The sequence below is a fragment of the Sphingobium sp. DEHP117 genome, assembly GCF_030867385.1.
Classification (GTDB): domain Bacteria; phylum Pseudomonadota; class Alphaproteobacteria; order Sphingomonadales; family Sphingomonadaceae; genus Sphingobium.
The window spans coordinates 258,945-285,043 of sequence record NZ_JAPFBJ010000001.1 but is presented as its reverse complement, the minus strand read 5'-3'; the positions used below and the strand labels follow the sequence as shown (position 1 = coordinate 285,043).

Sequence of the window (26,099 nt, the reverse complement as noted above, 5' to 3'; positions counted from 1 at the left end):
TCACTCCGCGGCCTCGGCATGACCGGCGATACGCCGTGACTGACGCGCCTGCGCATCATAGTCCCGCTGCCACTCCGACGGGCCGTTGGATGGCGCAACCTGCACCGCCGTCACCTTATATTCCGGGCAGTTCGTGGCCCAGTCCGAATAATCGGTGGTAACGACATTGGCCTGCGTGCCCGGATGGTGGAAAGTCGTGTAAACGACGCCGGGTGCGACCCGGTCGGTCACCAGCGCGCGCAACGTCGTCTCGCCGGTGCGGCTCGCGAGGCGGACCCAGTCGCCGCTCGCAAGACCGCGATTCTCGGCATCCGTCGGATGGATCTCGAGCACGTCTTCTTCATGCCAGATGCTGTTCTCGGTTCGCCGGGTCTGCGCGCCTACATTATATTGCGAGAGGATCCGCCCTGTGGTGAGCAACAGCGGATAGCGCGGGCCGGTGCGCTCGTCAGTCGGCACATAGTCCGTCACGACAAAACGCCCCTTGCCGCGCACGAAACCATCCTCATGCATGATCGGGCTGCCGTCCGGATGCGCGGCGTTCACCGGCCATTGCAGCGAACCCGCCTCCTCCAGCCGCGCGAAGGATACGCCAGCGAAAGTCGGCGTAAGGCGGGCGATCTCATCCATGATCTCGCTCGGGTGGGAATAACTCCAGCCCAGTCCCATCGCGTTGGCCAGCGCCTGCGTAACCTCCCAGTCCGACATGCCATTGGCCGGTTCCATCACCTTGCGCACGAGCTGGATGCGCCGCTCGGCATTGGTGAAAGTGCCGTCCTTTTCGAGAAACGTAGATCCGGGCAAGAACACATGCGCGTAGTTGGCCGTCTCGTTCAGGAACAGGTCGTGGACGATCACGAGGTCCATCGCCTTCAAACCCGCAGCGACATGGTGGGTGTTGGGATCGGATTGCAGGATGTCCTCGCCCTGCACATAAAGCGCGCGGAAGCTGCCATCCACCGCGGCATCGAGCATGTTCGGGATGCGCAGGCCCGGATCGGGGTCTAGGCTTACGCCCCAGTCCGCCTCGAACAGAGCGCGGGTGGTGCCGTCTGAAATATGGCGATAGCCGGAGAGCTCGTGCGGGAAGCTGCCCATGTCGCAGGCGCCCTGCACATTGTTCTGGCCACGCAACGGGTTCACGCCGACGCCCCGGCGGCCGATATTGCCGGTCGCCATCGCGAGATTGGCGATCGCCATCACAGTTGAGCTGCCCTGGCTATGCTCGGTCACACCGAGACCGTAATAGATCGCGCCGTTGCCTCCAGTAGCATAGAGCCGCGCGGCCGCGCGCAGGTCTGCAGCGGGGACTCGCGTGACAGCCTCCAGCACCTCGGGACTGTGGCGCTCGTCAGCGACGAACGCGGCCCAGTCCTGATATTCATCCCAATCGCACCGCTCGCGGATGAACGCCTCGTCTGCCAGCCCTTCGGTCACGATCACATGGGCCATGGCAGTCAGCACCGCGACATTGGTGCCCGGCTGCAGCGGCAGATGATGCGCGGCCTCGACATGGGGCGAACGCACGAGATCGATCCGGCGCGGGTCGATGACGATCAGCTTTGCTCCCTGCCGCAGCCGTCGCTTCATGCGGCTGGCGAAGACAGGATGCGCGTCCGTCGGGTTCGCGCCAATCAACAGAATGACGTCAGCATCCATCACGCTGTCGAAATCCTGCGTGCCCGCAGACGTGCCGAAGGTTGTCTTGAGACCATAGCCGGTGGGCGAGTGGCACACGCGCGCGCAGGTATCGACATTGTTGCTGCCGAAGCCCGCGCGGACCAGCTTTTGCACGAGGAAGGTTTCCTCATTGGTGCACCGGCTGGAGGTGATGCCGCCCAGCGCCCGCGCGCCGTGCTGCGCCTTGATTTCCTTCAGCCGCGCGGCGGTGTGGCTCAGCGCTTCGTCCCAGCTCACCTCGCGCCACGGCTGGTCGATGCTCTCGCGGATCATCGGGCTGGTGATGCGGTCCTTGTGATGGGCATAGCCCCAGGCAAAGCGCCCCTTGACGCAGCTATGTCCGCGATTTGCCTTGCCATCCTTCCACGGCACCATGCGCACCAATTGCTCGCCACGCATCTCGGCGCGGAAGGTGCAGCCGACCCCGCAATAGGCGCAGGTGGTGACGACAGCGCGTTCCGGCTTGCCGATTTCCTTCACCGCCTTTTCCTGCAAGGTCGCCGTCGGGCAGGCCTGAACGCAGGCGCCGCAGGAGACACATTCGCTGGAGAGGAAGTTATCGCTGCTCTGCCCCGCGCTGATGGTGCTGGCAAAACCGCGCCCGTCCATAGTCAGCGCAAGCGTGCCCTGCACCTCGTCACACGCGCGCACGCAGCGCGAGCAGGCAATACACTTCGACGGGTCAAAATCGAAATAGGGGTTGGAGCTGTCAACGCCCAGACCCATATGGTTCGCGCCGTCATAGCCATAGCGCACATCGCGCAGGCCGACCTGCGCAGCCGTATCCTGAAGCTCGCAGTCGTTGTTGGCGCTGCATGTCAGACAATCGAGCGGATGGTCTGAGATATACAGCTCCATCACACCCTTGCGCAGTTTTTGCAGCCGGGGCGTCTGGGTGTGAACCACCATGCCCTCCGCTACCGGCGTGGTGCAGCTTGCGGGCGTGCCGCGCATGCCGTCCACCTCAACGAGGCACAGGCGGCAGGAGCCGAATGCGGCAAGATTATCGCTGGCACAAAGCTTGGGGATGGAGCCGCCGCTTTCCGCCGCCGCGCGCATCACGCTCGTGCCCGCCGGAACGCTTATGGCGCGCCCGTCTATCGTCAGCGTCACTATCGTTTCAGCGAGGACTTCCGGCGTACCGAAATCAGCCTGCGGTTCATAGCCCATATGCGGCCTCCATCTCCGGGCCTGTTACCCATAGCATAGTATCGTTGCGTGCGACTACGGCGAGGGCCAGTCCGACGGCCTCGGCCCGGCGCACCGCAAGGTCGGTTGGTGCAGAGATGGTCACCAGCAATGGGCAACGCGCCCGCACCGCCTTTTCGACCAGCTCGTAGGAGCAGCGCGAAGTCATCACAATGAAACCGCGTGAGGCATCCTCGCCCGCGCGCGCAAGCGCGCCGATCAGCTTGTCCAGCGCGTTGTGGCGGCCCACGTCCTCGCGCACGGCCACCAGCGCGCCGTCCACCCGCGCAAAGGCGGCGGCATGGGTGGCGGAGGTGAGCGCGTTCAGGGGCTGAGCTTCGTCCAGAGCAGCCAGCGCCTTGCGGATCGCCTGCGGTGTCGCGGTCGAAGGTGTGGCCAGCTTGGGCAGCGGGCGCAGCGCCGCTTCGATGCTCTCCACCCCGCACAGTCCGCAACTGCTGTCACCCAGCCGCCTGCGTGCACGCTCCATGATCGGCGCCGCCCGGTCAGCAGGCAGGTTGACCCGCGCGACCACTCCCTCGCCGTCTGCAACCCGCACCAGTTCCACCGGCCCGATCTCGCCCGCGTTGGCCAACCCCTCGGACAGGATGAACCCTATGACAAAATCGTCCAGATCCGTAGGTGTAGCCATCATCACGGCATAGACTACGCCGTTGATCTCGATCGCCACCGGCGCCTCGACGGGGATGGCACGCTCGCCTTGCTCAAGCGCATCGCCATAGGCGCTGCGTCGCGTCGCGATGCTGGTGGTGCCCTCTGTCACCGCCGAAAATCCTCGGGCCAATGCCTCAGGGCCGAAAGCACCGGATAGGGCGTGAATCCGCCTAGCGCGCATAGCGAGCCGAACTTCATCGTCTCGCACAGATCCTCGAGCAGGGCGATGTCCTCCTCGGTGCTGCGCTGGGTCTTGCGGGCATTATGCATCTGCGGCAGCAGCTCGACCGCATCGATGCCCCTGCCCCCTTCCCTGATCCGGTCGATCAGCTCCACGCCCCGGGTCGAGCCAATGCGGCAGGGCGTGCATTTGCCGCAACTTTCCGCCGCGCAGAATTCCATCGCAAAGCGCGCCATGTTGCCCATATCGGCGCTCTCATCGAATACCACGATGCCTGCATGGCCGATCAACGCATCAGCCTGCGCATAGTCTTCATATGCGAAGCGCAGGTCAAACTGCTGCGGCGGTATATAGGCACCCAGCGGCCCGCCGACCTGCACCGCCTTTACCGGGCGACCGGAAGCACTGCCGCCGCCTATGTCGTAAATCAACTCGTTCAACGTGATGCCGAACGCGATTTCATACAGCCCGCCATGCTTGATGTTGCCCGCGAGTTGGATCGGCATCGTACCCTTGGAGCGATCGACGCCCAGACTGTCATACAGGCTCACGCCGCCCTCGGTCAGGATGTGTGGCACTGCCGCGAGCGTCAGCACATTGTTGACCACCGTCGGACAACCGAAAAGCCCCTGCAACGCGGGCAGCGGCGGCTTGGCACGCACCTCGCCGCGCTTGCCCTCAAGGGAATTCAGGAGCGAGGTCTCTTCACCGCAGACATAAGCGCCCGCCCCGACGCGCACCTCGATCCTGAAGGGCGCGATGATGCCCGCCGCCAGCTCAATCGCGGCATTCAACTTGGCGATGGCGTGGGGATATTCGCTGCGGACGTAGACATACCCCTGCTGGGCGCCAACCGCATAGGCGGCAATAGCCATGCCCTCGATCAGCTGAAACGGGTCTCCCTCCATCAGCATCCGGTCGGCGAAGGTGCCGCTGTCGCCCTCGTCCGCGTTGCAGACGATATATTTGCGCGCCCCCGCCGCCTCGGCCACGGTTTTCCATTTGATACCCGCCGGAAAACCCGCCCCCCCGCGTCCGCGCAGGCCGCTTTGCAGGACTTCGGCGATCACCTGCGCCGGCTCCAGCGAACGGGCACGATTAAGGCCAACCCAGCCGCCGGTGGCGGCATAGTCCTCAACGCTCAAGGGCCGTGTCTTGCCCGCGCGCGCAAAGGTCAGCCGCTGCTGCCGAGCGATGAAGGGATGCTCCGATATCTTGCCGATGCTCTTGGCGCTGGTGCCGTCCAGCATCGCCGGGACATCGGCGGGTGTCGCCGGGCCATAGCCGATGCCGTCAATCTCGACCAAGGGCTCGAGCCAGTGCATGCCCCAGCTCGATACCCGTTCCACCGCGCATCCCGCAGCTTCAAAAGCCTCCACGACCGCGTCGGCGCCGCACGCTATGCTGAGTGCGTCGTCCGAAATCCGTACGATCTGGTTCATGCCTGCTCCACCAAAGCGACCAGCGCCGCCTCATCCAGCCGGGCATGCAGCGCGTCGCCCACGCGCGCAGCGGGGCCGACGCTGCACAGGCCGAGGCAATAGACGGTCTTCAGTTGCACGCGCTCGCCCGCAGCAGCCTGTGCCGCGTCCACAAGCGCTTCCACCCCGCGCGCCTTGCAGGCTTCCGCACGACACAGCTCGATATGCGGGCGTGGGTCGTTGCTCGAGGTAAAATCGTGATAGAAGCTCACCACGCCGTGCACTTCAGCGCGGGAAAGGTTCAGCGCCTGCGCTATCGCTGCCTCCGCCTCCCCATCCACGCAACCGAAGGCGTGCTGCACATCATGCAGGATGGGGAGCAACGCGCCTTCCTCTCCTGCATGAGCGGCAATCAGCTGCGCCAAATCCTGAGTGTTTGCCATCGGCCGATGTTCTCACATCGGCCCCTTCAGTCAAATAGAAAAGTCAAATCATTAATAGACATTGTCTATCACGCGTCTTTCATTCAGCGGTGGCGAGAGAGTTTGCGACACTCAGAATCGCGGAAACCAGAGGCGACAAGGGCTCGCGGTCGACCGCCACAACGCCTACCCGCTGAAGATCGTCCGGTTCCTCGAATGGCAGGAAAACCGCCCAATCCAACCCCGACAACAGATTGGCATAGCCGTCAGGAACAATGGTCGCGAACGAGGCCTCTTTGACCAGCGCAAGCAGCGAGACATTGCTGTCGGCATTGACGCGCGGAGCGGCCGTCAGACCCAGTTGCGAGAGGCGGGCATCAAGGATGCGGCGAAATTGCATGCCCTGGTGGAGCAGGCACAAGGGATAGCGCGCTGCCTCCTGCCAGGAAATGCTGTCGCGTCCCTCCAGCACCTCGGACCGACTGGCGACGAAAACGAACCGTTCGCCATATAGCGGGATGGAGAGCATGTTGGTGAGTGGCTCATGATCGAGATAGGTCAACCCGGCGTCGACCTCGAATGCGCGCAACCGCCTTTCGATGTCGCGCGAGGTGCCTGACTGGACGGTGAGGGAGATGCCGGGAAACCGCTTGAGCAGCGCGTCTCCCAATATCCCTACATATGGCAGCGCGGCGGGGATAGCCGCCAGAGTGATCTCGCCTTCCAGATGCGCACTGCTGACCGAGATTGCCTGATTCATGCTGGCGAGCGCGCCTACGATCTGCTGCGCCCAGGGAAGTATCGCCTCGCCGTGCCGGGTCAGGCCGATGAACCTCCTGTCCCGCTCCACCAACCTTTTGCCCAGTTCCTGCTCCAGCGCGTTCAGCCCGGCCGACAGCGTGGGCTGGGATACGCCGCAGGCACTGGCCGCCCTGGCGAAATGCCGGGTATGCGCCAGAGTGACGAAGTAGCGGAGGTATCTGAACTGCATTGGATAGTCTGCCTTCCCGCCCCCGTCTTCGATGGAAGGAAGGGGGTCCGCAAGCGCTTATTTATGTTCTCGCTCGCGAAGGGTATGTATCACTTTTTCAGACGAGAGGCATGCCAGTCGATATGATCGGCCATGAAGGTCGAGATGAAATAATAACTGTGGTCATATCCGGGCTGCATGCGGATGGTCGCGGGCTGGCCTGCACGCGCGCAGGCTTCTTGCAGCAGATGCGTCTTCAACTGTTCTGCCAGGAAGTTGTCCGCATCTCCCTGGTCAACCAAGAGATCCGGCAGCCGCGCACCGCTATCGATCAACGCGCACGCATCATAGTCGGCCCAGGCGTCTCGATCTGGCCCCAGATAGCCACCCAGCGCCTTGTGCCCCCAGGGGCACTGCATTGGCGCGACGATCGGAGAAAAGGCTGAGGTTGACCTGAAACGCCCCGGATTGCGCAGGGCTATGGTCAACGCACCATGCCCGCCCATCGAATGACCGGTGATGCCCTGCCGATCCATATCGACCGGAAACTCCTCGGCGATCAGCGCGGGCAGTTCCTGCTCAATATAGTCACGCATGCGATAATGCCGCGCGAACGGCTCCTGCGTGGCGTTGACGTAGAATCCCGCGCCGAGGCCGAAGTCATATGCGCCTTCCGGGTCATCAGCCACGCCTTCACCGCGAGGCGAGGTATCGGGCGCAACGAAAATGATCCCGTGCCGCGCGCAGGCAGCACGGAATTCACCCTTTTCGGTAACGTTGGCGTGTGTGCACGTCAGCCCCGACAGATACCATAGCACCGGCATCTTCGCGCCGGGCGCATGATCCGGCACGAACACAGAGAAAGTCATCGAGGTGCCGGTGACCGCGCTCTGATGTGTATAGACTCCCTGTGTGCCGCCGTGACTGCGGTTGGCGCTGACCTGCATGGAATCAGCCAGGCATGCTATACAAGGCGCACAGCTTGTTGCCGTCCGGGTCACGCAAATAGGCGAGGTAGAGGTTGCCGAACGCCGCCTGCCGCACGCCCGGCGGATCTTCGATTGCCGTACCACCGTTTTCGGTACCTGCCTTGTGCCAGGCATCCACCTGCTCGGGCGAGTCCATCGCAAACCCCACGGTGCATCCGTTACCCGCAGTCGCCGGTTTACCGTCAATGGGCGTGGTGACAATAAAACTGCCACCCTTGTGAAGATAAACCAGGCGATTCTTGTCGTCGACAAACGCGGGATTGCCGCCGATCGCGCCAAACAGCGCGTCGTAAAATTGCTTCGAACGCGCTATGTCGTTCGAACCGACCATATTGTGGCTATACATATGAATGTCTCCCTCTCCATCCTTGCGCGTTGGGCTTTGGACCGCCGGACAGGTGAGGTCAATACACAGCCACACTTCTTATGCTCTTGCCAGCATGCATCAATTCGAACGCGGTGTTGATCTCTTCAAGGCCCATGACATGCGTGATCATCGGGTCGATCTCGATCTTGCCCGTCATGTACATGTCGACGATCTTGGGAGCTTCGGTGAGGCCCTTTGCCCCGCCGAACGTACTCTCCCGGTGATGCCTGCCGATCCATATCGCGCGAATGGCTCCTGCGCGGCATTGACGTAGAATCCCGCGCCGAGGCCGAAGTGATATGCACGCTCCGGTTCATCAGCCACGCGTTCGCCGCACGGCGACGTATCGGGCGCAACGCTCGCTTGTTCCATCATTGCCGCACAGGTTCCTTGCCGCCTTTCAGACGAATGCGTAGGCGCAGATCTTGTTTCCTGCGGGGTCGCGCAGGTACCCGGCATAGGCGCCTGGCAGATGGCCGCGCGGACCGGCTGCACCCTCATCGGTGCCGCCCGCCGCGAGGCCAGCGGCGTAGAAAGCATCAACCTCGGCCGCACTCGCGGCGGCGAAGCCCACCGTCACCCCGTTGCCCGAGGGCGCCTCGCCATTGCCCGGCTTCAGCACGAGAAAAGCGGGCTTGTCCTTGCCATAAAGGAAGCAGGCGTCGCCAAACGGACCCATATTCTTGATGCCCAGCGCACCGAGCGCCGCATCATAAAATTTCGTCGAAGCGGCGAGGTCGCTCGCGCCCACGCAGGTATGCGAAAAAACGTCATTTCCCGAAATTACCGGATCAGCCATAGTTCAGTCTCCCCCAGTGTAAAAATTCAGTTAGAACACGACGACGCTGCGGATGCTCTTGCCAGCATGCATCAGCTCGAACGCGGTGTTGATCTCTTCAAGGCCCATGACGTGCGTGATCATCGGGTCGATCTCGATCTTGCCCGTCATGTACATGTCGACGATCTTGGGAACGTCGGTGCGGCCCTTCGCTCCGCCGAACGCGGTGCCGCGCCAGTTACGGCCGGTGACGAGCTGGAACGGACGGGTGGCGATTTCCTTGCCCGCTTCCGCTACGCCGATGATGATGCTGGTGCCCCAGCCGCGATGGCAGGCTTCGAGAGCGGTGCGCATCACCTCGGTGTTGCCGGTTGCGTCGAAGGTGTAGTCCGCCCCGCCGTCCGTCAGTTCGACGACCTTGGCGACCACGTCCTCCCGGCTCATGCCCTTGGAATTGAGGAAGTCGGTCATGCCGAACTTGCGGCCCCATTCCTCGCGATCGGGATTGATATCGACGCCGATGATCTTGTTCGCGCCCGCCAGCCGCGCGCCCTGCAACACATTGAGCCCGATGCCGCCCAGGCCGAAGACAACAACATTGTCACCCACCTGCACCTTGGCAGTGTTGATGACTGCGCCGACGCCGGTCGTCACGCCGCAGCCGATATAGCAGCTCGACTGGAAAGGCGCGTCCTCCCGGATCTTCGCCACTGCAATCTCGGGCAGCACAGTGAAGTTGCTGAAGGTGCTGCAGCCCATATAGTGATAAATCTGCTGGCCCTTGTAGGAAAAGCGGCTGGTGCCATCCGGCATCAGGCCCTTGCCTTGCGTCGCGCGGATCGCGGTGCAGAGGTTGGTCTTACCAGACAGGCAGCTTTTGCACTGGCGGCATTCCGGCGTGTAGAGCGGGATCACATGGTCGCCGGGCTTGACGGAGGTTACGCCCGCTCCAACCTCGCGGACAATCCCGGCGCCTTCATGCCCGAGAATCGAGGGGAAGATACCTTCGCTGTCAAACCCGTCGAGCGTATAGGCATCAGTGTGGCAGACGCCCGTCGCCATGATCTCGACCAGAACCTCGCCAGCCTTCGGACCTTCGAGATCCAGCTCGACGATTTCCAACGGCTTCTTCGCCTCGAAGGCAACGGCTGCACGGGTCTTCATAGGGTCTCCTCCATATTCGCGCGGCTACTAGCACGCCGCCAATTGTGTGATAATGAGGCTATTATGCAATTCATTATTCCAGGAGTGTAGATAATAAATGTCCAACTGGGCAGGTATTGAGGAATTTGTAGCGGTCGCCCAAGCAGGCTCCTTCGGCGGCGGTGCGCGCGCACTCGGCGTCTCCCCCACCCATGTCAGCCGCTCGATCATGGCGCTGGAGCGCCGCGTGCAGGCGTTGCTGTTCCACCGGACCACACGCACCGTTCGGCTCACTGACACCGGCCGGGTTTTCCTTGAATATTGCGAGCGGATCATCCGCGAGCGCGACGAAGCCATCGCCCTCATCAACGAGCAGGGGGAGCCCCATGGCGATCTGCGCGTGACGTGTTCGACCGCGATGGGTGAGCGGTTCATCGCGCCGATCCTGCGGGACATGGCGATGCTGTACCCCCAGCTCAGCATTTCCATCAATCTGTCGAACCGGGTGGTCGATCTGATCGCCGAGGGCTTTGACCTCGCGATCCGCACAGGAAACCTTGCCGACTCCCGCCTTATCGCGACACGCGTCGCCTCGCGCACGCTTTATACCTGCGCTTCGCCCGCCTATCTAGCCGAAGCGTCGCCGCTGCGCACGGTGCAGGACCTCGCCCAGCATAATTGCCTGGAGGGCAGCAGCTCCACCTGGCGCTTCCGGGTTGATGGCAAGGACATCATCCACCGGCCCAAGGGACGCTTTCGCTGCAACAGCGGCTACGCGGTGATGGAGGCGTGCCTCGCGGGCATGGGGGTCTGCCAGCTGCCGGAGTTCTATGTGCTGCCCCATCTCGACAGCGGCAAGGTCGCGGTTGTGTTGAGCGACTATCAGACCAATGACGAGCCGATCTGGGCAGTCTATCCCCAGCACCGGCACCTGCTGCCCAAGATCCGGCTCGTCATCGAGCGGCTGAGACAGGAACTGGGAGAGGTAATCAAGCGACCAACGGAGATATTCTAGGGGCTGCGGGGATTCAGTCCATATAGGCCTGCAAAGCGCTATTTTCTGCGCTTCGGTGCTCACGTACATTTGAGTACGCTGCGCTCCGGGTCACGGAAAACCGACATTCTCGTCACCTCATCATCTGAATGTCGATCTGCCTTAGAGAGCGGCCGCCTTGCGGGCTTCCGCTTCTATCTTTGCGATATCCGGGACACCGGCAGGTACCAGCCAGCTGCCGCCGACGCAAAGCACCTGATCGTGCGCCAGCCATTGCGGGGCGCTTTCCAGCCGGATGCCGCCGGTGGGACAGAATTTCACCTGCCCGAACGGCCCGCACAGCGCCTTGAGGGCCGCCAGCCCGCCGCTGGTCTCTGCAGGGAAGAATTTGAAATGCTCGAGGCCAAGGTCCAGGCCACGCATCAACTCTCCCGCCGTCACCACTCCTGGCAGAAAAGCTATCGCCCGCTCGATCGCCGCCTTCCCAAGCCGATCGGTAAGGCCGGGCGCCACGATGAATTCCGCACCCGCGTCAATAGCCTGATCAAGCGTCCGTTCGTCAATGACGGTGCCGGCGCCGACTATTGCGCCCTCGACCTTCTTCATCTCGCGGATGACATCGAGCGCACACGGCGTACGCAGCGTCACCTCCAGCACGCGCAGCCCGCCTGCCACCAACGCCTGCGCGATCGGCTGCGCATGGGCTGCATCCTCGATCACAAGGACCGGGATAACGGGCGCCATCCGCATGATGTGCTCGACGGGCTTCATATAAGCGCTTCTCCTGCAAAAGTCGGCGCCGGGCATACCGGCGCCACCACCAAGGAGCAATGGGATTATATTCCATAGCGTTAAAAGAGAGCTTGATGCACAGCATCTCGCTTGATCTTGCCCGCCTCCCTCCTGCACTGTATACGCCCCCCGCTGCCCACGGCAGCGCGGGCGATAGCAGAAAAAAGCAGTGTGGGGGTTTATAGGGAGTTTGCGGTAGCAAAGCGCCCGGCCTCCGGCCCGACAAGGTTTAGGGAGCAATGGCGGTCGTACGACCGTCATAATACCGGAAAGGCATAAACTTGGCAGAGAATTTCGACATAGTGATCGTAGGCGCAGGCCATGGCGGCGCGCAGGCGGCGGTAGCACTGCGTCAGGGCAAGTTCGAGGGCACGATCGCCATCATCGGCGATGAACCGGAACTGCCTTATGAGCGCCCGCCGCTCTCCAAGGATTATTTCGCCCGCGAAAAGGAATTCGAGCGCATTCTGATTCGTCCGGCAAGCTTCTGGGCCGAAAAAGACGTGACGATGCTGCTCGGTCGGCGCGTCGTTTCGGTAGATGCTGCCGCGCACACCCTCACCACGTCGGACGGCGGACAGATCGGCTATGGCAGCATGATCTGGGCGACCGGCGGCAGCCCGCGGCGCCTCACCTGCCCCGGCCATGATCTCGCCGGGGTCCATGTCGTGCGCACGCGCGCCGACGTCGACCGCATGATGGGTGAGCTTGACGGCGTGACGCGCGCAGTGGTGATCGGCGGCGGTTATATCGGACTCGAGGCGGCGGCGGTGCTGAGCAAATTCGGCAAGCAGGTTACGCTGCTGGAGGCGCTGCCCCGTGTGCTGGCGCGGGTGGCGGGCGAGGACTTGGCCCGTTTTTACGAAGCGGAGCATCGCGCCCACGGCGTCGATGTACGCCTGGGCGCCATGGTGGAGTGCATCGTGGAGCGCGACGGGGCCGCCTGCGGAGTCCGGCTCGCGGACGGCACGGTTATCGACTGCGAGATGGTGATCGTGGGCATTGGCATCATCCCGGCTGTCGAGCCGCTGATTGCCGCCGGTGCAGCCGGGGCCAACGGCGTTGATGTCGACGAATATTGCCGCACCTCGCTGCCCGATATTTACGCCATTGGCGACTGCGCGGCCCACACCAATGCCTTCGCCGAGGGCGCGCGCATCCGCCTTGAATCGGTACAGAATGCTAACGATCAGGCGACCACCGCCGCCAAGGCGATCACCGGCACGCTTCAGCCCTATCATGCGGTGCCGTGGTTCTGGTCGAACCAATATGACCTGAGGCTGCAGACCGTCGGACTCTCCACAGGTTTCGACCAGACGGTCACGCGCGGCGATCCCGCCAGCCGCTCGTTCAGCATCATTTATCTGAGAGCCGGAAAGGTAATCGCGCTCGATTGCGTGAACGCCGTGAAGGATTACGTTCAGGGCCGCGCACTGGTGGCGGGCGGGATATCGCTGCCAGCGGAACAACTGGCCGACGCGACCATCCCGCTGAAAGACATGGTGGCCGGTGGAGCGCCCGCCGCTACGTCGTAGCGGTCGAGATCGGTATGCGGTGACGGGAGGCGCAGTACACGCTCGCCTCCCAAAGCGGCTGACCCGACGCAAAGACTGATACTTGCTTTCCCGTGCGTTTCTGCTAATGGCGCGCCTTCCCGTCATGGTCATCCCTGGAGGCGTGGCGGGTCGAATGCAACCAACACTTGGAGACATGCAATGAGCGATGTGCTTACGCTGTCGGCCGAGGCACGCGATCGGGCTGGCAAGGGAGCCTCCCGCGCTCTCCGCCGCGAGGGCCGCGTACCCGCCGTCATTTACGGAAATAATGAAGAACCGACCCTGGTTCACGTCGAGGAAAAGCTGCTGAACAAGCTGCTCGGCACCGGCCATTTCTTCAACTCGGTCGTCATGGTCGAAGTGGGCGGCAAGGCTGTCCGCACGCTTCCCAAGGATGTCGAGTTCCACCCCGTCACAGATCGTCCGCTGCACGCGGACTTCCTGCGCGTAGGCGAGCACGCAAGCGTGCATGTCAACGTGCCGGTCCACTTCATCAATGAGGACTCGGCACCCGGCATCAAGCGCGGCGGAGTGCTCAACATCGTGCGCCACGAGCTGGAGCTGATCTGCGATGCGGCGGAAATCCCCGATGAGGTGAAGATCGATCTGTCCGGCTTCGATGTTGGCGATTCTATTCACATCAGCCACGTCACCCTGCCCGCCGGCGCCAAGAGCGCGATCACCGACCGCGATTTCACGATCGCCACCGTGGTTGCCCCCTCCGCGCTCAAGAGCGAGGAAGGCGACACCACCAAGACCGAGGGCGAAGGGGAGTAATCCCCTTCCGTTTCTAGCCCCTCCCCTTCAGGGGAGGGGTTGGGGTGGGGAAATGCGAGGTGGGCCGACCCCACCCCCAGCCCCTCCCCTGAAGGGGAGGGGTGTGAAGTCATGCAGATCTGGGTTGGCCTCGGCAATCCCGGCAGCCAATATGCGCTCCACCGGCATAATGTCGGCTTTATGGCGGTTGACGTCATCGCCGGGCTTTACGGTTTTTCAGCCTGGGCCAAGAAGTTTCAGGGCCTCGCCGCCGAAGGACGGATAGGATCAGAAAAGATCCTCCTCCTCAAACCCGAAACCTTCATGAACGAGAGCGGCCGCGCCATTCGCGCCGCAATGGATTTCTATAAGCTCACCCCGTACGAGGTGACCGTCTTTCATGACGAGCTGGACCTCGCGCCGATGAAAGTGAAGGTGAAGCGCGGCGGCGGAACGGCGGGGCACAACGGCCTGCGCTCCACCGACGCTCATATCGGCCCGGAGTTCCGCCGCGTGCGCATCGGCATCGGCCATCCCGGCCACAAGGACCGGGTCCACGGCTATGTCCTCTCCAACTATCACAAGAGCGAGACCGATGCACTGTCCGATATGCTCGGCGCGATCGGCGCGGAGGCGGGCTGGCTCGCGGCGGACGATGACGCCCGCTTTATGAACGATGTCGCGATGCGGTTGACGGAGTAGTCAGCCTTAACCCGCCTTCTTTGCCGCAGCTTTCTTCGGCGCCGCTTTCTTGGCGGGCGCGACTTTCTTCTTGGCTGCCGGTTTCTTGCCCTTCTTCGCCGGAGCCGCCGCAGCGCGCGCATCGATCAGCTGCGCGGCCTCTTCCAGCGTCAGCGCATCCTGCTCGATGCTCTTGGGCAATGTGGCGTTGGTCGTGCCATCAGTCACATATGGGCCGAAGCGCCCCGCCATCAGCTTGATCTCCGCCTCGGTGCGCGGATGCTTACCCAGCACTTTAAGCGGCTCGCGCGAGGCCCCGCCCGAACGCGGCCCCTTGGTCGCAGCCTCGGCGAGCTTTACGACCGCCGCGTTCATCCCCGTTTCGAAAATTTCGGCGGTTGACGATAGCCGCGCATATTTGCCGTCATGCAGCAGATACGGCCCGTAGCGCCCCAGATTGGCGACGATCGGCAGGCCCGTCTCCGGATGATTGCCCACCTCGCGGGGGAGGCTCAAGAGCTTCGTCGCCCATTCGACGGTCAGCTCACCATCGGGCAGATCCTTGGGTATCGATCCCCGCTTGGCGTCCTTGCCCGAACCCATTTCCACATAAGGCCCGAAACGCCCTGATTTCTTGACGATATCCTCGCCGGTTTCGGGGTGCTTGCCCAGTATCTCCGGCCCGCTGTCCGCGCCTTCACCATTGCTGCCGCCCGGCTGGCCGAACTTGCGGGTGAATTTGCACTCCGGATAGTTGGAGCACGCAATGAACGCGCCGAAACGCCCGCCGCGCAGCGACAACCGCCCCTCGCCGCATAGCGGGCAGGCGCGCGGGTCCGATCCGTCGCCCTTGTCGGGGAACAGCATGGGCGCGAGGAATTCGTCGAGCGCCGCCGTCACCTCAGACGGCTTCTGCTCCATCACTTCCGCCGTCTTGGGCTTGAAATCGCGCCAGAAAGCATCGAGCACGGCCTGCCACTGCGCCCGCCCGCCGGAGATGTCGTCCAGCTCTTCCTCCAGCCCGGCGGTGAAATCATAGCTCACATAGCGGTCGAAGAACCGCTCGAGGAACGCCGTGACCAGCCGCCCGCTCTCCTCTGCGAAGAAGCGGTTCTTCTCGACACGGACATAGTCCCGGTCCTTCAGCACCTGAATGGTCGACGCGTATGTCGATGGCCGCCCGATGCCGAGTTCTTCGAGGCGCTTAACCAGCGATGCCTCGGAATAGCGCGGCGGCGGCTGGGTAAAGTGCTGCTCGGCACTCACCGCCTTCTTCGCGGGCGCGTCACCTGCATTGAGGCGCGGCAGCAGCTTGCTGTCATCATCCGCATCGTCATCGGTGCCTTCCTCATAAAGCGTGAGGAAGCCGGGGAAGATCACCACCTGCCCCGTGGCGCGCAGGCCATGCTGACCGGTGCCGTCCAGCATCTCGACCGTGGTGCGTTCCAGCCGCGCGGAGGCCATCTGGCTGGCCAGCGCGCGCTTGAAGATGAGGTCATAGAGCCGCGCATGATCGCCGCTGCCTGCGCGCTCCTTGGCGAAATCTGTCGGGCGGATCGCCTCGTGCGCTTCCTGCGCGTTTTTGGCCTTGGTCTGATACTGGCGCGGCTTGTCCGGCAGATAACCACCGTCAAACCGCTCCGCTATCGCCTTGCGCGCGGCGGAGATGGCGCTGCCGTCCATCTGCACGCCGTCGGTCCGCATATAGGTGATCGCGCCGTCCTCATACAGGCCTTGCGCCACGCGCATCGTGTGGCTGGCGGAGAAGCCGAGCTTGCGCGCGGCCTCCTGTTGCAAGGTGGAGGTTGTGAAGGGCGGCGGCGGATTGCGGGTGAGCGGCTTGGTCTCGACGCTCTCGACCGTGAAACGCCCCGCCTCGACATCGGCCTTGGCGGCCATCGCGTCGCCTTCCCTGCTGATCGTCAACCGCTCGATTTTCTCGCCGCGCCACTTGACCAGCCGCGCGGTGAAGGTCCGCCCGTCCTGCTCCATCTCGGCGGCGACGGACCAATATTCCTGAGGCGTGAACGCCTCTATCTCGCGCTCGCGCTCCACAATCAGCCGCAGCGCGACCGACTGCACCCGGCCTGCGGACTTCGCGCCCGGTAACTTGCGCCACAGCACCGGCGAGAGCGTGAACCCCACCAAATAATCCAATGCCCGGCGCGCGCGATAGGCGTCGATAAGGTCATGATCCAGGTCACGCGGGGCGGCCATTGCCTCTGTCACGGCCTGCTTGGTGATGGCGTTAAAGGTCACACGCGCGACATTCTGCGGCACCGCCTTCTTGGCTTTGAGCACCTCAAGCACATGCCAGCTGATCGCCTCACCCTCGCGATCAGGGTCGGTCGCAAGGATCAGCCGGTCCGCCTTCTTGGCTTCGTCCGTAATGGCTTTCAGCTGCCGCGCCTTGTCGCCGTAATTCTCCCACTCCATCGCGAACCCGGCGTCGGGATCAACCGAGCCGTCCTTCGGCGGCAGGTCACGCACATGGCCGTAAGACGCAAGAACATGATAATCGCCGCCCAGATATTTCTCGATGGTCTTGGCCTTGGCGGGAGATTCGACGATGACGAGCTGCATGTGGGTGTTGGCTTCCTTACGCGTATACGCGCGAGGATGTAGGGGGTTGGGCCGGGCCGTCAAGCGATAAGCGAGACCCTGCCGCCCGCATGCCGCTCCAGCCTGCCCGCAAGCTCCAGCTCCAGCAGCGCCATCTGCACGGCGGCGGAAGGCTGGCCAGACTGGCGGATCAGCTCATCGAGCGGCACCGGCACCGGCCCCAGCAGCGCGAGGATATCAGCAGGGTCTGCGGGTGCGACGGCTGGCGTTTCCGGGGCGAATAGCGGCACCTGCGGCGCACGCCGGCCCGCACGCGGGTCGAGGCTGCTCAGCGCCTCCAGCACATCGGCGGCGGACTGGATCAGCGTCGCGCCCTCGCGGATCAGCAGATTGCACCCCTGCGCGCGCGGATCGAGCGGCGAGCCGGGCACGGCCAGCACCTCGCGCCCATATTCCCCGGCAAGCCGCGCAGTGATGAGTGAGCCGGATTTGGGGGCGGCCTCCACCACGATCGTCGCGCGCGACAAACCGGCAATCACGCGGTTTCGATGCGGGAAATAGCGCGCCTTCGGCTCGGTGGCGGGCGGTTGCTCGGCGATCAGCAGCGCGGCCCCGGCGATCTGTTCCTGCAGGGCGGCGTTTTCGGGCGGATAGCGGCTGTCGAGCCCGCCCGCGATCACGGCGACCGTGCGCGCCTCTGCCCCCTGATGCGCGGCAGTGTCGATCCCGCGCGCCAGGCCGGAGACGATCACCAGCCCTTCGCCCGCCAGCTCCCGCGCCAACGCTCGCGCAAACCGGCAGGCGGCCGCCGAGGCATTGCGCGCGCCGACCATCGCGACGCAGCGTTGGCCCGCCAAGGTGATGTCGCCGCGATAGGTCAGCACCGGCGGGGCGTCCTCCGTCTCGGCGAGCAGCGCAGGATAATCGACGTCTCCCCAGACGAGCCACCTTCCGCCCAGCCGCGCTACCGCCTCGACCTCTGCGGTGATGGCGCCTTCCTCAGCAACCTCGCGCAGCGCACGCAAGGCCTCTCTCGCGCTGCCGAAGCGCCCGATCAACTGCCGGAATGTGACCGGCCCGATGCGGGGCGAGCGCGCCAGCCGGATCGCATCGAAGCGCGCCTGATCCATGCGCTATTTCTTGCCGCCGATGCGCGGTTCCTCGCCCTTCATCAGGCGCGATATGTTGGCCCGGTGCCGCCACAGCACCACCACAGCCATCGCGGCGCAGGGGATGACAAGCTCATATCGCCCCGTGAAATAGGCCGTAACCGGCGCACTGACCGCCGCACTCATGCCGCCCGCCGAGGAAATTCGCGTCAGGCCCAGCATGCCGATCCAGACAGCGGCAAAAGCTAGCCCAACCGGCCATGCCAGCGCAAGGCACACGCCCATCATCGTCGCCACACCCTTGCCGCCCGCAAAACGCAGCCACACAGGATAACAATGGCCGATGAACGCCATCACGCCCGCCATCGCCCCGCCGCCATTGGGCAACAGCAGCTCGCCCAGCGCCACCGCCGCCGCACCCTTGCCGAGATCGAGCAGCAACGTCGCCGCCGCCAGCCCCTTGCGCCCGGTGCGCAGCACGTTGGTCGCGCCGATGTTGCCGGAGCCGATGGCGCGCAGGTCTCCCGCCCCGCCAAGCCGCGTCAGAATGATGCCGAAAGGGATCGAGCCCAGGAAATAGCCAAGCGCCATGATGAACGCAGGCGTCTGCCACAGGGTCATGAGATTAGGCTCCGTTGCATCCTCTTTCGGCCCATCCATAGCCGCGCGGAGGCGCTTGTCACTCGTTTTCGAGCGGGATTGAATATTCCGGCAGCGACTTGAATGCCTGCCTCAGCGCCGCGCCCCAGCCGCGCGAAACCTCGTTATAATAAGGGTCGTCCGCAGATATCCGCGTCTCGAACCCGACACGGCACGCCCCCGCAGGCACCACTTGCAGATCGAACGGCAGGCCGACCGAAAGATTGGCCTTCAGCGTCGAATCAAAGCTCACCATCAGCAGCTTGGCAGCCTCGGCAAACGACATTCCCGCGTCATAGGCGCGCACGAGGATCGGGCGGCCATATTTCGTCTCGCCGCTCTGGAAGAAAGGCGTATCGGCCGAGGCCTCGATGAAATTGCCTTCGGGATAGACAAGGAACAGGCGCGGCGGGCTGCCCAAAATCTGGCCGCCCAGGATGATGGTGGCGTCGAACTTGCTCTCGGCCTGGCTGCCGCCCACTGCCCCGCCCTTGATCGTGTCGCGCAGAGTCTCGCCGACGATGTTCGCGACCTGAAACATGCTCGGCGCTTCGAGGATTGACGGCCGACGGTCGGCGGGGCGCTTGCTGCGCTCCTCCAGCTGGCTGACGACCGACTGGGTGGTGGCGAGGTTGCCTGCGGTCAGAAGGGTGATGACGCGCTCGCCCGGCACCTCCCAGCTGAACATCTTGCGGAAGACGGAGATGTTGTCGACTCCGGCGTTGGTCCGCGTATCCGACATGAAGATCAGGCCTGCATCCAGCTGCATGCCTACGCAATAAGTCATCGTGCTCCCCCGGCTTTATCCCGCCTTGGTCTACTGATCCACGCGCAGCGAGACAAGCATGCTTGAGTCCCCGCCGCCGAAAGTCATCGCATGCACTGGCGAGGCATCGGCATAATCCCGCCCCGTTGCCACGCGCACATAATGCCTGCCGGGGGAGACACGGTTCGACACATCGAAGCCGACCCAGCCCAGCCCCTCAAGAAATGCCTCGGCCCAGGCGTGCCCGGCCTCCTGCTCCACCCGATCCTCCATGAAAAGATAACCTGAGACATAACGCGCCGGGATTCCCAGCAACCGTGCGGCGCCGATGAAGATATGCGCGTGATCCTGGCACACGCCCTGGCCGATCTGCATAGCCTCTTCGGCAGAGGTTCGCGCGTCCGTCTTGCCGATCTGGTAATCGACCGCATCGGCTATGGCATTGCTGAGGCCGTGCATCAGCGCGACTTCGCCCTCATGCCCCTCGGCCCGCACCCTGTTCGCCAGCGCCGTCACGCTCGCGCCCGCCCTGGTCAGCGGGGTCGGCTGTCGAAACAGCCAGAGCGGGGCATAACCATGATGGGCGCCGACAACGCCATGATGCTCCTCAACCGTCTCAACTTCTCCGGCACAGACCACCTCGACAGTCTGCGCGCCCTCCTCCACCCGGATCAGCGAAACATGGTTGCGGTGGGCATCGTCATACTCCGCCTCGCACACCCCACCCTTCACCTCCATCGACCAGTCCACCACCTTCTGATGTGCGTTGTCCTTGGGCTTCAGGCGCAGCCGTTGCAGGCCATAGGGCACAGGCCGGTCAAAATGGTAGGCGGTGGTGTGATGAAAGCGGATCTTCATGAAATGCGCGCGCCCTTGTCCGTTCGCTGATGCCCTTACTCGGTGAAACGATAGTCCTTCTCGATCTGCCAGGCGATCGCGGCGTTGCTCGCCATGAAATCCTGCAGAAACTCATGCAGCCCCCGCTCGAAAATCTGCTCGACGCTGATGCTCTGGAGGTCCTTGGCCAGCTTTACCGCCTGCGTGTGCACGGGCCTTTCCTCACCATAATCGAAGCCTAGCCACTTCAGGTTCTCGCTGATCTTGAGCGCGCAGAACAGGATGGAGCGCGGGAACCGACCGTCAAAGATAAGGAATCGGGCAATGTCGATCGCCTTTGTCTCATTGGGGTTAAGCCAGCGATAGCTGCGCTGGGCCGAGAGCGAGCGCAGCAGCATGTCCCACTGGTTCGTATCGAGCGTGGAGCCCACATGGCTCAGCGAGGGCAGCAGAAGATAGTATTTCACGTCCATGATGCGGGCGGTGTTATCGGCGCGCTCCACAAAGGTGCCGAGCCGCGCGAAGTTGTAGATGTCGTTGCGCAGCATCGTGCCGTGCAGCGCGCCACGCACCAGCGCGCTATGCTGGCGGATCATGCCGAGTGCTTGCGGCATGTCCGCCTCGCGCAGCGGCCGCGCCATCGTGTCACGCGTTGTGATGAAGCACTCGTTCGTCGCCTCCCACACCTCGCGGGTGATGGCGGTGCGGGCGAGGCGGGCGTTGTCGCGCGCCTTCTCGATCATGGAAAGGACCGACCCGCCCTGATTGCGCCCGCGCAGCAGGAAGTTCACCACCTGGGCGGGTTCATAGGCCAGCCCCGTCTCTTCATAGGCCTGCGCCAGCCCGACCGTGGTAAGAACAGAGCGCCATTCCTGCACCGCCGTATCACCGCGCGTCAGCGACATGCGCAGCCCCGCCTCGGTCAGGCGCGCCAGATTCTCGCTGCGCTCCAGATAGCGGAACATCCAGAACAGCGCGCCAGCGGTTTTCCCGAGCGTGGTCATCAGTCCTCCAGCACCCAGCTGTCCTTGGTGCCGCCGCCCTGGCTGGAATTAACGACCAGCGAGCCTTTCTTGAGCGCCACGCGGGTCAGGCCGCCCGGCGTGATGTCGATTCTTTCCGGCGAGACGAGGACAAACGGTCGCAGGTCGACATGCCGCGGCGCCAATCCCTTCTTGGTGAGGATCGGCACGGTTGAAAGCGCCAACGTTGGCTGGGCGATATATTTGGCGGGCGAGCGCTTCAGCTTCGCCGCAAAGTCCGTCAGTTCGCGTTTGCTCGCCACCGGGCCGACCAGCATGCCATAGCCGCCCGAGCCATGCACTTCCTTCACGACCAGCTCGGCCAAATGCTCCAGCACATATTTCAGCGAATCCGGCTCCGAGCAGCGCCATGTCGGAACGTTCTGAAGCAGCGGCTCCTCGCCGGTGTAAAAGCGCACGATATCCGGTACATAGCTATAGATCGCCTTGTCATCGACGATCCCGGTGCCGGGCGCATTGGCGATCGTGATGCCACCCGCGAGGTAGATGTCCATGATCCCCGGCACACCCAGCGCGGAGTCCGGCAGGAACGAGAGCGGGTCGAGATAATCGTCATCAAGCCGGCGATAGAGAACGTCGATCGGCTGATAGCCCTGCGTCGTTCGCATCGCCACGCGGCCATCGACAATGCGCAGATCATGCCCCTCGACCAGCTCGGCGCCCATCTGGTCCGCCAGAAACGCATGCTCGAAATAGGCGCTGTTATAGATGCCCGGCGTCAGCACCGCGACGACCGGGTCACCCTTGCAGGCAGGCGGCGCGCAGGCCGACAGCGAGCGGCGCAGGCGCTTGGGATAATCCGAAACCTCGCGCACCTTCATCTGCGTGAACAGCTCCGGGAACATGCGCATCATCGTCTCGCGATTTTCGAGCATGTAGGACACGCCGGAGGGCGTACGCGCATTGTCCTCCAGAGCATAAAACTCGTTCGGGCCGGTACGCACCAGATCAACGCCGACAATGTGGCTATAGACTCCTCCCGGCGGCGTGAAGCCGATCATCCGATCCAGAAATGCGCTGTTGGCACTGACCATATGCTCGGGCAGGCGGCCCGCGCGCACGATCTCCTGCCGGTGATAGATGTCATGCAGGAAGGCGTTCATCGCCCGGACGCGCTGCTCGATTCCCCGCGAAAGCTTCGCCCATTCCGCTCCGGCAATAATGCGGGGCACGATGTCGAACGGGATCAGCCGTTCCTCGGCCTCCTCCTGCCCATAGACGGCAAAGGTGATGCCGGTTTTGCGGAACAGGTCTTCCGCCTCATAGGCCTTTTTGAGGAGCTTTGCCGGTTCCTGTTCTGCCAGCCAGTCACAATAGCCTGAGAAGGAGGGACGAGGCTGACCGCCCTCGTCAACCATCTCGTCGAAGAAGATTTTATCCATCCCCATGCGCACATGATGTCGCGCGATTCGGCACTTGGCAAGAATTATGTTGCAGGTGCGAAATGAATGCGGAACCTACCCTCAGCGCAGGTCGATTGTTTCCACAGGCGGTAATGCCGGAGGCGCGTTCAATAGCTGCTCCGGCCAATGCGCGAACGGGCGTACCGCGCCTTGCTCGCGCCAGCCATCCACGCGCTGCACATCAACCGCGCCGATGGTCCAGCCGCTATCCCCTTCCACCCCAAGAGCAAGCACCCCGTCATCCGGGCAATCGAGCACCGGCGGACCGTACAACCCAGCCAACCCGTAGTTCTCATCCACTGCCGGAGACCACGACGCCATGCCGACCGTGGGCGCCTGGGCAACGTAGACCTGATTCTCCAGCGCGCGGGCCTGCGCACCGATTCGCACGCGCCAATAGCCCTGCATGCTATCTGTGCAGGAGGGCGTTAGGATCAGCCGCGCCCCCGCCTCGGCCTGCGCCCGCGCAATCAGGGGGAACTCGACATCGTAGCAGATCGACACACCAATAACGCCGAGCGCGGTATTGAAGACGCGGATCGCATCGCCCCCGCTGATGCCCCATTGCTCGCGCTCGAACCGGGTCATCACGATCTTGTCCTGATAGCCGCTGCGGCCATTGGGCGCGAACAGGCGCGCGCGGTTGACGATGCGGCCGTCATCGAGCGCGACCGGCCTGCTGGCCCCGAGGATATGGACCTGATGCGTGGCCGCAAGCGCAGCGTGATGCGCATCCATCGCATCACCAGCCGCCATCACGGTGCGCAGGCTGGCATGCAGGTCACCCATCGTTGCCGGGTCGCTCGCCGCGATCTCCATCGATCCATATTCGGGAAACACCAGCAACGCCGCCCCGCCCAGCGCCGCCTCCGCTACCCAGCCCGCGAGCTTCTCTTGCCACTCCCCGAGGCTTGTCATCGGCTCGATCGGATATTGCGCGCAGGCGATGCGAAAAGCGCTCACAGGTTGCGCATCCAGAACTGCATGGGGTGCGCTGTCTCGCCCGGCTGGTCGATGTCCTTCCAGTCGAAGCTGCCTGTCAGGCCATCGACCGGAGCATAGCCGCGCGCGCGCCAGAACGGATGCAGATCGCGCGCGCTATCGGGGCGCAGCGGGTGGTCCTGAGGGCGCACCACCGCGCAAAAAGTTGCCACGCTCGCGCCAGCCGCCCGCGCCGCAGCCTCGCGCGCATCGAAGAAACCGTGGCCTATACCCAAGCCCCGAAACCCTCCCTTCAACACCGATTCGCCGAAGTAGAACAGGCTGCCGGTATCGAAGCCTCGCTGCTCGAACGGCGCGCGAAACTCCGCCTTCTGCCCGGCCATAGGCGATGCAGTTGCCGCGCCAACAATGGCGCCATCCACTTCCGCCACCACCAGCACCGATCCCGCCTCGGCCATGAACTCGGTCAGATAGTCAGCCTCATAGCCTTCCGTCCCGTCATAGAGATAGGGCCATTCGCGAAACACCTCGATCCTCAAGCTGGCAAGCGCAGGCAAAGCCGTCTGCCGCTCGGCCGCTTGCGTCAGGGTGCGGATGACCGCCTTCATGAAACCTGCGCGATCCAGTCGGCAAGGTTGTAATAGACAGAGACGCGGGCAATCAGGCCATCTCGTACCTCGAAAAATGCGCCGGCGGGCAGCACATAATTCTGCCCATGCGCAGGCGGCAGGCCCTCGTCGGCAATCTTGTAGACCCCATGCACCACAAACTCGGCGGCCGCGCGCGCGCCATCGGCGCTGGTCATCAACACAATGTCCTTCAGCTGCTCGCCATAGGCCGTGTCCATCCGAACGAGGAAGGCGCGGAAGGCGTCCTTGCCGGTCTGCCGTTCACCCTGATTGATGTCGTGCGCCACATCGTCCACGAGGCAGGCGAGCATCGCCTCATGATCTCCTGCGTTGAACGCCGCGTAATAGCGGGAAAGCAGGGCGTCGGTCTGGTCGCGGCTGGTGGGCATCGTCTCTCGCTCGTCGGGAAAATGGTGGGCCCGGCAGGACTCGAACCCGCGACCTAGCCGTTATGAGCGGCCAGCTCTAACCAACTGAGCTACAGGCCCCACCTGCGCGGGGGATTAGCCGCCGCCATGCCCGAAGGCAAGCCTATCTTGGCCCGCATGCGGCGAGAACATCGCCCACCCCGGCGGAAGCAACCCCGCGCAGCGCAAGATAGTTTAGCACGCTGTCCCACCAGCGATAAAAGGCTGTCAGATCCGCCTGCGTCCGCACATAGGGGGTATGGCCCGGTTCGAGCGTAGGCGAGTGAAAGCTGAACATCAGCAAGCGCACGCCCTCGGCCAGCAACGCGTCGATGCCGCGCATGGCTTCAGCCGCGCTCACTCCTTCGGGCGTCAGCGGGATACGCTGGAGCAAGCGCGCGCGGGACAGCACACCCGCCGCCAGCCCGCCCCGCTCGATCAAGGTTTGGAGCCTGCCGCCCATCCGCCCCAGCGGCCCGGCATAGGCGGTGGAAAGTGGCAATTCGATCAGCGCCTTCGCGGGCCCCGCGTACCACGGCTTCACCGGCAGGTCGGAGAAATCCGGCCCCGCCTGTGCGCTATAGTCGAAGCGACTCCGCACCGATGTATCGAGCTGAAAGCCAAGATCGGCAAGAATCCGCCCGGTATTCGGCCCCACACCATAGCGGCCAGCACGAAACGCCAGCGGCGTGCGGCCCGTCACTTCTGCAATGCGATCGCGCAGTGCGGTGATCTTGGCGCGCTCGAGCGCTTCGGGCAGGTTGCCAGCGAAGCTGTTGGCGGTGCTCACTTCCTCCTCGTGCGGAGGATTGACCCAGGGGTGGCAATGCGCGCCGACATCGGCCTCGCCGCGTGCCTGCCACTCGGCCAGCATCGGCCCAGCTTGCGGGTCGTCGATCACCGGGTAGTCGGTCACATAAAGTGGCTTCACGCCAGCCGCGCGGAAATACTCCTGCCCCCGGCGCATCGCCGCGCAGACCGTAACGCTGCGGCTGTTGCGATCAAAAGGCGCGCCCCAGTCAAACTCTTCCTCGGTATCGACGACCAGCATGAACCGCGTGCCGAACTCGGGCGGCAGCGTGACAAAATCCTCCCGTGCAGGGTGGGCGCGCAAGTCTTCCGGCGAGAAGGCGGATGCGATCATAGCTTTCGCCTATAGCACAAACATT

The 26,099-nt window shown here is 63.6% G+C and carries 25 protein-coding genes, 1 tRNA gene and 2 pseudogenes; 4 read left to right on the top strand and 24 right to left on the bottom strand.

All coding sequences use genetic code 11. The features are described 5' to 3' along the window. From fdhF to OOT33_RS01330, 11 genes and pseudogenes are all read right to left on the bottom strand, one after another. Positions 1-2,850: a formate dehydrogenase subunit alpha gene (gene fdhF, locus OOT33_RS01380; RefSeq protein ID WP_307748189.1), complete on the bottom strand. Its 2,850-nt coding sequence runs from the start codon at positions 2,848-2,850 to the stop codon at positions 1-3. Further along, positions 2,840-3,652, bottom strand: coding sequence for a formate dehydrogenase accessory sulfurtransferase FdhD (fdhD, locus tag OOT33_RS01375; RefSeq protein WP_307748188.1), 813 nt, complete (start codon positions 3,650-3,652; stop codon positions 2,840-2,842). Before fdhD ends, fdhF begins: the two co-directional genes overlap by 11 nt. Beyond that, positions 3,649-5,166 (bottom strand): NADH-ubiquinone oxidoreductase-F iron-sulfur binding region domain-containing protein, encoded by a 1,518-nt coding sequence (locus tag OOT33_RS01370; protein WP_307748187.1) that lies wholly within the window; start codon positions 5,164-5,166, stop codon positions 3,649-3,651. Before OOT33_RS01370 ends, fdhD begins: the two co-directional genes overlap by 4 nt. Beyond that, a complete protein-coding gene (locus OOT33_RS01365) occupies positions 5,163-5,588 on the bottom strand; it encodes an NAD(P)H-dependent oxidoreductase subunit E (protein ID WP_307748186.1) in 426 nt (141 codons plus the stop codon). The genes OOT33_RS01370 and OOT33_RS01365 overlap by 4 nt, the downstream gene beginning before the upstream one ends. Before the next feature lie 79 nt (positions 5,589-5,667). After that, positions 5,668-6,558, bottom strand: a complete 891-nt coding sequence (locus OOT33_RS01360; protein ID WP_307748185.1) for a LysR substrate-binding domain-containing protein — start codon at positions 6,556-6,558, stop codon at positions 5,668-5,670. Between the two features lie 89 nt (positions 6,559-6,647). Then, positions 6,648-7,484, bottom strand: a complete 837-nt coding sequence (gene fghA / locus OOT33_RS01355; RefSeq protein ID WP_307748184.1) for an S-formylglutathione hydrolase — start codon at positions 7,482-7,484, stop codon at positions 6,648-6,650. 4 nt (positions 7,485-7,488) lie between these two features. Next, positions 7,489-7,872 carry a VOC family protein gene (locus tag OOT33_RS01350; protein WP_307748183.1) on the bottom strand — a complete coding sequence of 128 codons (384 nt, stop codon included), beginning with the start codon at positions 7,870-7,872 and terminating at the stop codon, positions 7,489-7,491. Between the two features lie 58 nt (positions 7,873-7,930). Next, positions 7,931-8,107 (bottom strand): annotated as a pseudogene (locus tag OOT33_RS01345) (S-(hydroxymethyl)glutathione dehydrogenase); the annotation flags it as partial. A 23-nt stretch (positions 8,108-8,130) separates the two neighbouring features. Further along, positions 8,131-8,250 (bottom strand): annotated as a pseudogene (locus OOT33_RS01340) (S-formylglutathione hydrolase); the annotation flags it as partial. A gap of 43 nt (positions 8,251-8,293) precedes the next feature. Next, on the bottom strand, positions 8,294-8,692 hold the full coding sequence (locus OOT33_RS01335; RefSeq protein ID WP_307748182.1) for a VOC family protein: 399 nt from the start codon (positions 8,690-8,692) through the stop codon (positions 8,294-8,296). A 30-nt stretch (positions 8,693-8,722) separates the two neighbouring features. Beyond that, the gene (locus OOT33_RS01330) at positions 8,723-9,835 is read right to left on the bottom strand and encodes an S-(hydroxymethyl)glutathione dehydrogenase/class III alcohol dehydrogenase (protein ID WP_307748181.1); all 1,113 of its coding nucleotides are present in this window, start codon (positions 9,833-9,835) and stop codon (positions 8,723-8,725) included. A gap of 97 nt (positions 9,836-9,932) precedes the next feature. Here OOT33_RS01330 and OOT33_RS01325 point away from each other — a divergent pair, with 97 nt between their 5' ends. Beyond that, positions 9,933-10,829 (top strand): LysR substrate-binding domain-containing protein, encoded by an 897-nt coding sequence (locus tag OOT33_RS01325; protein WP_307748180.1) that lies wholly within the window; start codon positions 9,933-9,935, stop codon positions 10,827-10,829. Positions 10,830-10,970: 141 nt separating this feature from the next. Here OOT33_RS01325 and eda read toward each other — a convergent pair whose 3' ends face one another. Next, on the bottom strand, positions 10,971-11,579 hold the full coding sequence (gene eda / locus OOT33_RS01320; protein ID WP_307748179.1) for a bifunctional 4-hydroxy-2-oxoglutarate aldolase/2-dehydro-3-deoxy-phosphogluconate aldolase: 609 nt from the start codon (positions 11,577-11,579) through the stop codon (positions 10,971-10,973). Between the two features lie 302 nt (positions 11,580-11,881). Between eda and OOT33_RS01315 the strand changes: the two genes are divergently transcribed. From OOT33_RS01315 to pth, 3 genes are all read left to right on the top strand, one after another. Beyond that, entirely contained in the window at positions 11,882-13,135 is a 1,254-nt protein-coding gene (locus tag OOT33_RS01315; protein WP_307748177.1) for an FAD-dependent oxidoreductase, read from the top strand. Between the two features lie 180 nt (positions 13,136-13,315). Next, the gene (locus OOT33_RS01310) at positions 13,316-13,933 is read left to right on the top strand and encodes a 50S ribosomal protein L25/general stress protein Ctc (protein WP_307748176.1); all 618 of its coding nucleotides are present in this window, start codon (positions 13,316-13,318) and stop codon (positions 13,931-13,933) included. Between the two features lie 111 nt (positions 13,934-14,044). After that, positions 14,045-14,614, top strand: coding sequence for an aminoacyl-tRNA hydrolase (pth, locus tag OOT33_RS01305; RefSeq protein WP_307748175.1), 570 nt, complete (start codon positions 14,045-14,047; stop codon positions 14,612-14,614). A 6-nt stretch (positions 14,615-14,620) separates the two neighbouring features. Here the strand turns inward: pth and topA are convergent, their stop codons facing one another. The 12 genes from topA to OOT33_RS01245 form a co-directional block, all read right to left on the bottom strand. Further along, positions 14,621-17,176, bottom strand: coding sequence for a type I DNA topoisomerase (topA, locus tag OOT33_RS01300; RefSeq protein WP_307748174.1), 2,556 nt, complete (start codon positions 17,174-17,176; stop codon positions 14,621-14,623). 59 nt (positions 17,177-17,235) lie between these two features. Continuing rightward, complete coding sequence (dprA, locus tag OOT33_RS01295; protein WP_307748172.1) at positions 17,236-18,285, bottom strand: DNA-processing protein DprA; 1,050 nt, start codon at positions 18,283-18,285, stop codon at positions 17,236-17,238. Positions 18,286-18,288: 3 nt separating this feature from the next. Next, positions 18,289-18,885 (bottom strand): glycerol-3-phosphate 1-O-acyltransferase PlsY, encoded by a 597-nt coding sequence (plsY, locus tag OOT33_RS01290; RefSeq protein ID WP_307748171.1) that lies wholly within the window; start codon positions 18,883-18,885, stop codon positions 18,289-18,291. 58 nt (positions 18,886-18,943) lie between these two features. Further along, the gene (locus OOT33_RS01285) at positions 18,944-19,690 is read right to left on the bottom strand and encodes a proteasome-type protease (protein ID WP_307748170.1); all 747 of its coding nucleotides are present in this window, start codon (positions 19,688-19,690) and stop codon (positions 18,944-18,946) included. A gap of 30 nt (positions 19,691-19,720) precedes the next feature. Beyond that, positions 19,721-20,527 (bottom strand): transglutaminase domain-containing protein, encoded by an 807-nt coding sequence (locus OOT33_RS01280; RefSeq protein ID WP_307748169.1) that lies wholly within the window; start codon positions 20,525-20,527, stop codon positions 19,721-19,723. Positions 20,528-20,562: 35 nt separating this feature from the next. Further along, positions 20,563-21,510 (bottom strand): alpha-E domain-containing protein, encoded by a 948-nt coding sequence (locus OOT33_RS01275; RefSeq protein WP_307748168.1) that lies wholly within the window; start codon positions 21,508-21,510, stop codon positions 20,563-20,565. Continuing rightward, positions 21,510-22,931, bottom strand: a complete 1,422-nt coding sequence (locus tag OOT33_RS01270; RefSeq protein ID WP_307748166.1) for a circularly permuted type 2 ATP-grasp protein — start codon at positions 22,929-22,931, stop codon at positions 21,510-21,512. Before OOT33_RS01270 ends, OOT33_RS01275 begins: the two co-directional genes overlap by 1 nt. Before the next feature lie 81 nt (positions 22,932-23,012). Next, positions 23,013-23,915, bottom strand: a complete 903-nt coding sequence (locus OOT33_RS01265; RefSeq protein ID WP_307748165.1) for a nitrilase-related carbon-nitrogen hydrolase — start codon at positions 23,913-23,915, stop codon at positions 23,013-23,015. After that, positions 23,912-24,502, bottom strand: coding sequence for a GNAT family N-acetyltransferase (locus tag OOT33_RS01260; protein ID WP_307748164.1), 591 nt, complete (start codon positions 24,500-24,502; stop codon positions 23,912-23,914). Before OOT33_RS01260 ends, OOT33_RS01265 begins: the two co-directional genes overlap by 4 nt. After that, positions 24,499-24,912, bottom strand: a complete 414-nt coding sequence (locus tag OOT33_RS01255) for a ketosteroid isomerase-related protein (protein WP_307748163.1) — start codon at positions 24,910-24,912, stop codon at positions 24,499-24,501. Before OOT33_RS01255 ends, OOT33_RS01260 begins: the two co-directional genes overlap by 4 nt. Positions 24,913-24,934: 22 nt before the next feature. Beyond that, a tRNA-Ile gene (locus OOT33_RS01250) sits at positions 24,935-25,011 on the bottom strand. Positions 25,012-25,054: 43 nt separating this feature from the next. Further along, on the bottom strand, positions 25,055-26,074 hold the full coding sequence (locus OOT33_RS01245) for a polysaccharide deacetylase family protein (protein WP_307748162.1): 1,020 nt from the start codon (positions 26,072-26,074) through the stop codon (positions 25,055-25,057). Positions 26,075-26,099 lie beyond the last annotated feature (25 nt).

Coding starts and splice junctions, on each gene's coding strand:
- OOT33_RS01370 (WP_307748187.1), bottom strand. CDS start 5,166: ATGAACCAGATCGTACGGATTTCGGACGACGCACTCAGCATAGCGTGC.
- OOT33_RS01245 (WP_307748162.1), bottom strand. CDS start 26,074: ATGATCGCATCCGCCTTCTCGCCGGAAGACTTGCGCGCCCACCCTGCA.
- plsY (WP_307748171.1), bottom strand. CDS start 18,885: ATGACCCTGTGGCAGACGCCTGCGTTCATCATGGCGCTTGGCTATTTC.
- eda (WP_307748179.1), bottom strand. CDS start 11,579: ATGAAGCCCGTCGAGCACATCATGCGGATGGCGCCCGTTATCCCGGTC.
- OOT33_RS01325 (WP_307748180.1), top strand. CDS start 9,933: ATGTCCAACTGGGCAGGTATTGAGGAATTTGTAGCGGTCGCCCAAGCA.
- OOT33_RS01255 (WP_307748163.1), bottom strand. CDS start 24,912: ATGCCCACCAGCCGCGACCAGACCGACGCCCTGCTTTCCCGCTATTAC.
- OOT33_RS01330 (WP_307748181.1), bottom strand. CDS start 9,835: ATGAAGACCCGTGCAGCCGTTGCCTTCGAGGCGAAGAAGCCGTTGGAA.
- fghA (WP_307748184.1), bottom strand. CDS start 7,484: ATGCAGGTCAGCGCCAACCGCAGTCACGGCGGCACACAGGGAGTCTAT.
- OOT33_RS01350 (WP_307748183.1), bottom strand. CDS start 7,872: ATGTATAGCCACAATATGGTCGGTTCGAACGACATAGCGCGTTCGAAG.
- OOT33_RS01365 (WP_307748186.1), bottom strand. CDS start 5,588: ATGGCAAACACTCAGGATTTGGCGCAGCTGATTGCCGCTCATGCAGGA.
- OOT33_RS01335 (WP_307748182.1), bottom strand. CDS start 8,692: ATGGCTGATCCGGTAATTTCGGGAAATGACGTTTTTTCGCATACCTGC.
- OOT33_RS01310 (WP_307748176.1), top strand. CDS start 13,316: ATGAGCGATGTGCTTACGCTGTCGGCCGAGGCACGCGATCGGGCTGGC.
- OOT33_RS01280 (WP_307748169.1), bottom strand. CDS start 20,527: ATGAAGATCCGCTTTCATCACACCACCGCCTACCATTTTGACCGGCCT.
- fdhF (WP_307748189.1), bottom strand. CDS start 2,850: ATGGGCTATGAACCGCAGGCTGATTTCGGTACGCCGGAAGTCCTCGCT.
- OOT33_RS01260 (WP_307748164.1), bottom strand. CDS start 24,502: ATGAAGGCGGTCATCCGCACCCTGACGCAAGCGGCCGAGCGGCAGACG.
- OOT33_RS01360 (WP_307748185.1), bottom strand. CDS start 6,558: ATGCAGTTCAGATACCTCCGCTACTTCGTCACTCTGGCGCATACCCGG.
- OOT33_RS01285 (WP_307748170.1), bottom strand. CDS start 19,690: ATGACTTATTGCGTAGGCATGCAGCTGGATGCAGGCCTGATCTTCATG.
- dprA (WP_307748172.1), bottom strand. CDS start 18,285: ATGGATCAGGCGCGCTTCGATGCGATCCGGCTGGCGCGCTCGCCCCGC.
- OOT33_RS01275 (WP_307748168.1), bottom strand. CDS start 21,510: ATGACCACGCTCGGGAAAACCGCTGGCGCGCTGTTCTGGATGTTCCGC.
- topA (WP_307748174.1), bottom strand. CDS start 17,176: ATGCAGCTCGTCATCGTCGAATCTCCCGCCAAGGCCAAGACCATCGAG.
- pth (WP_307748175.1), top strand. CDS start 14,045: ATGCAGATCTGGGTTGGCCTCGGCAATCCCGGCAGCCAATATGCGCTC.
- OOT33_RS01270 (WP_307748166.1), bottom strand. CDS start 22,931: ATGGATAAAATCTTCTTCGACGAGATGGTTGACGAGGGCGGTCAGCCT.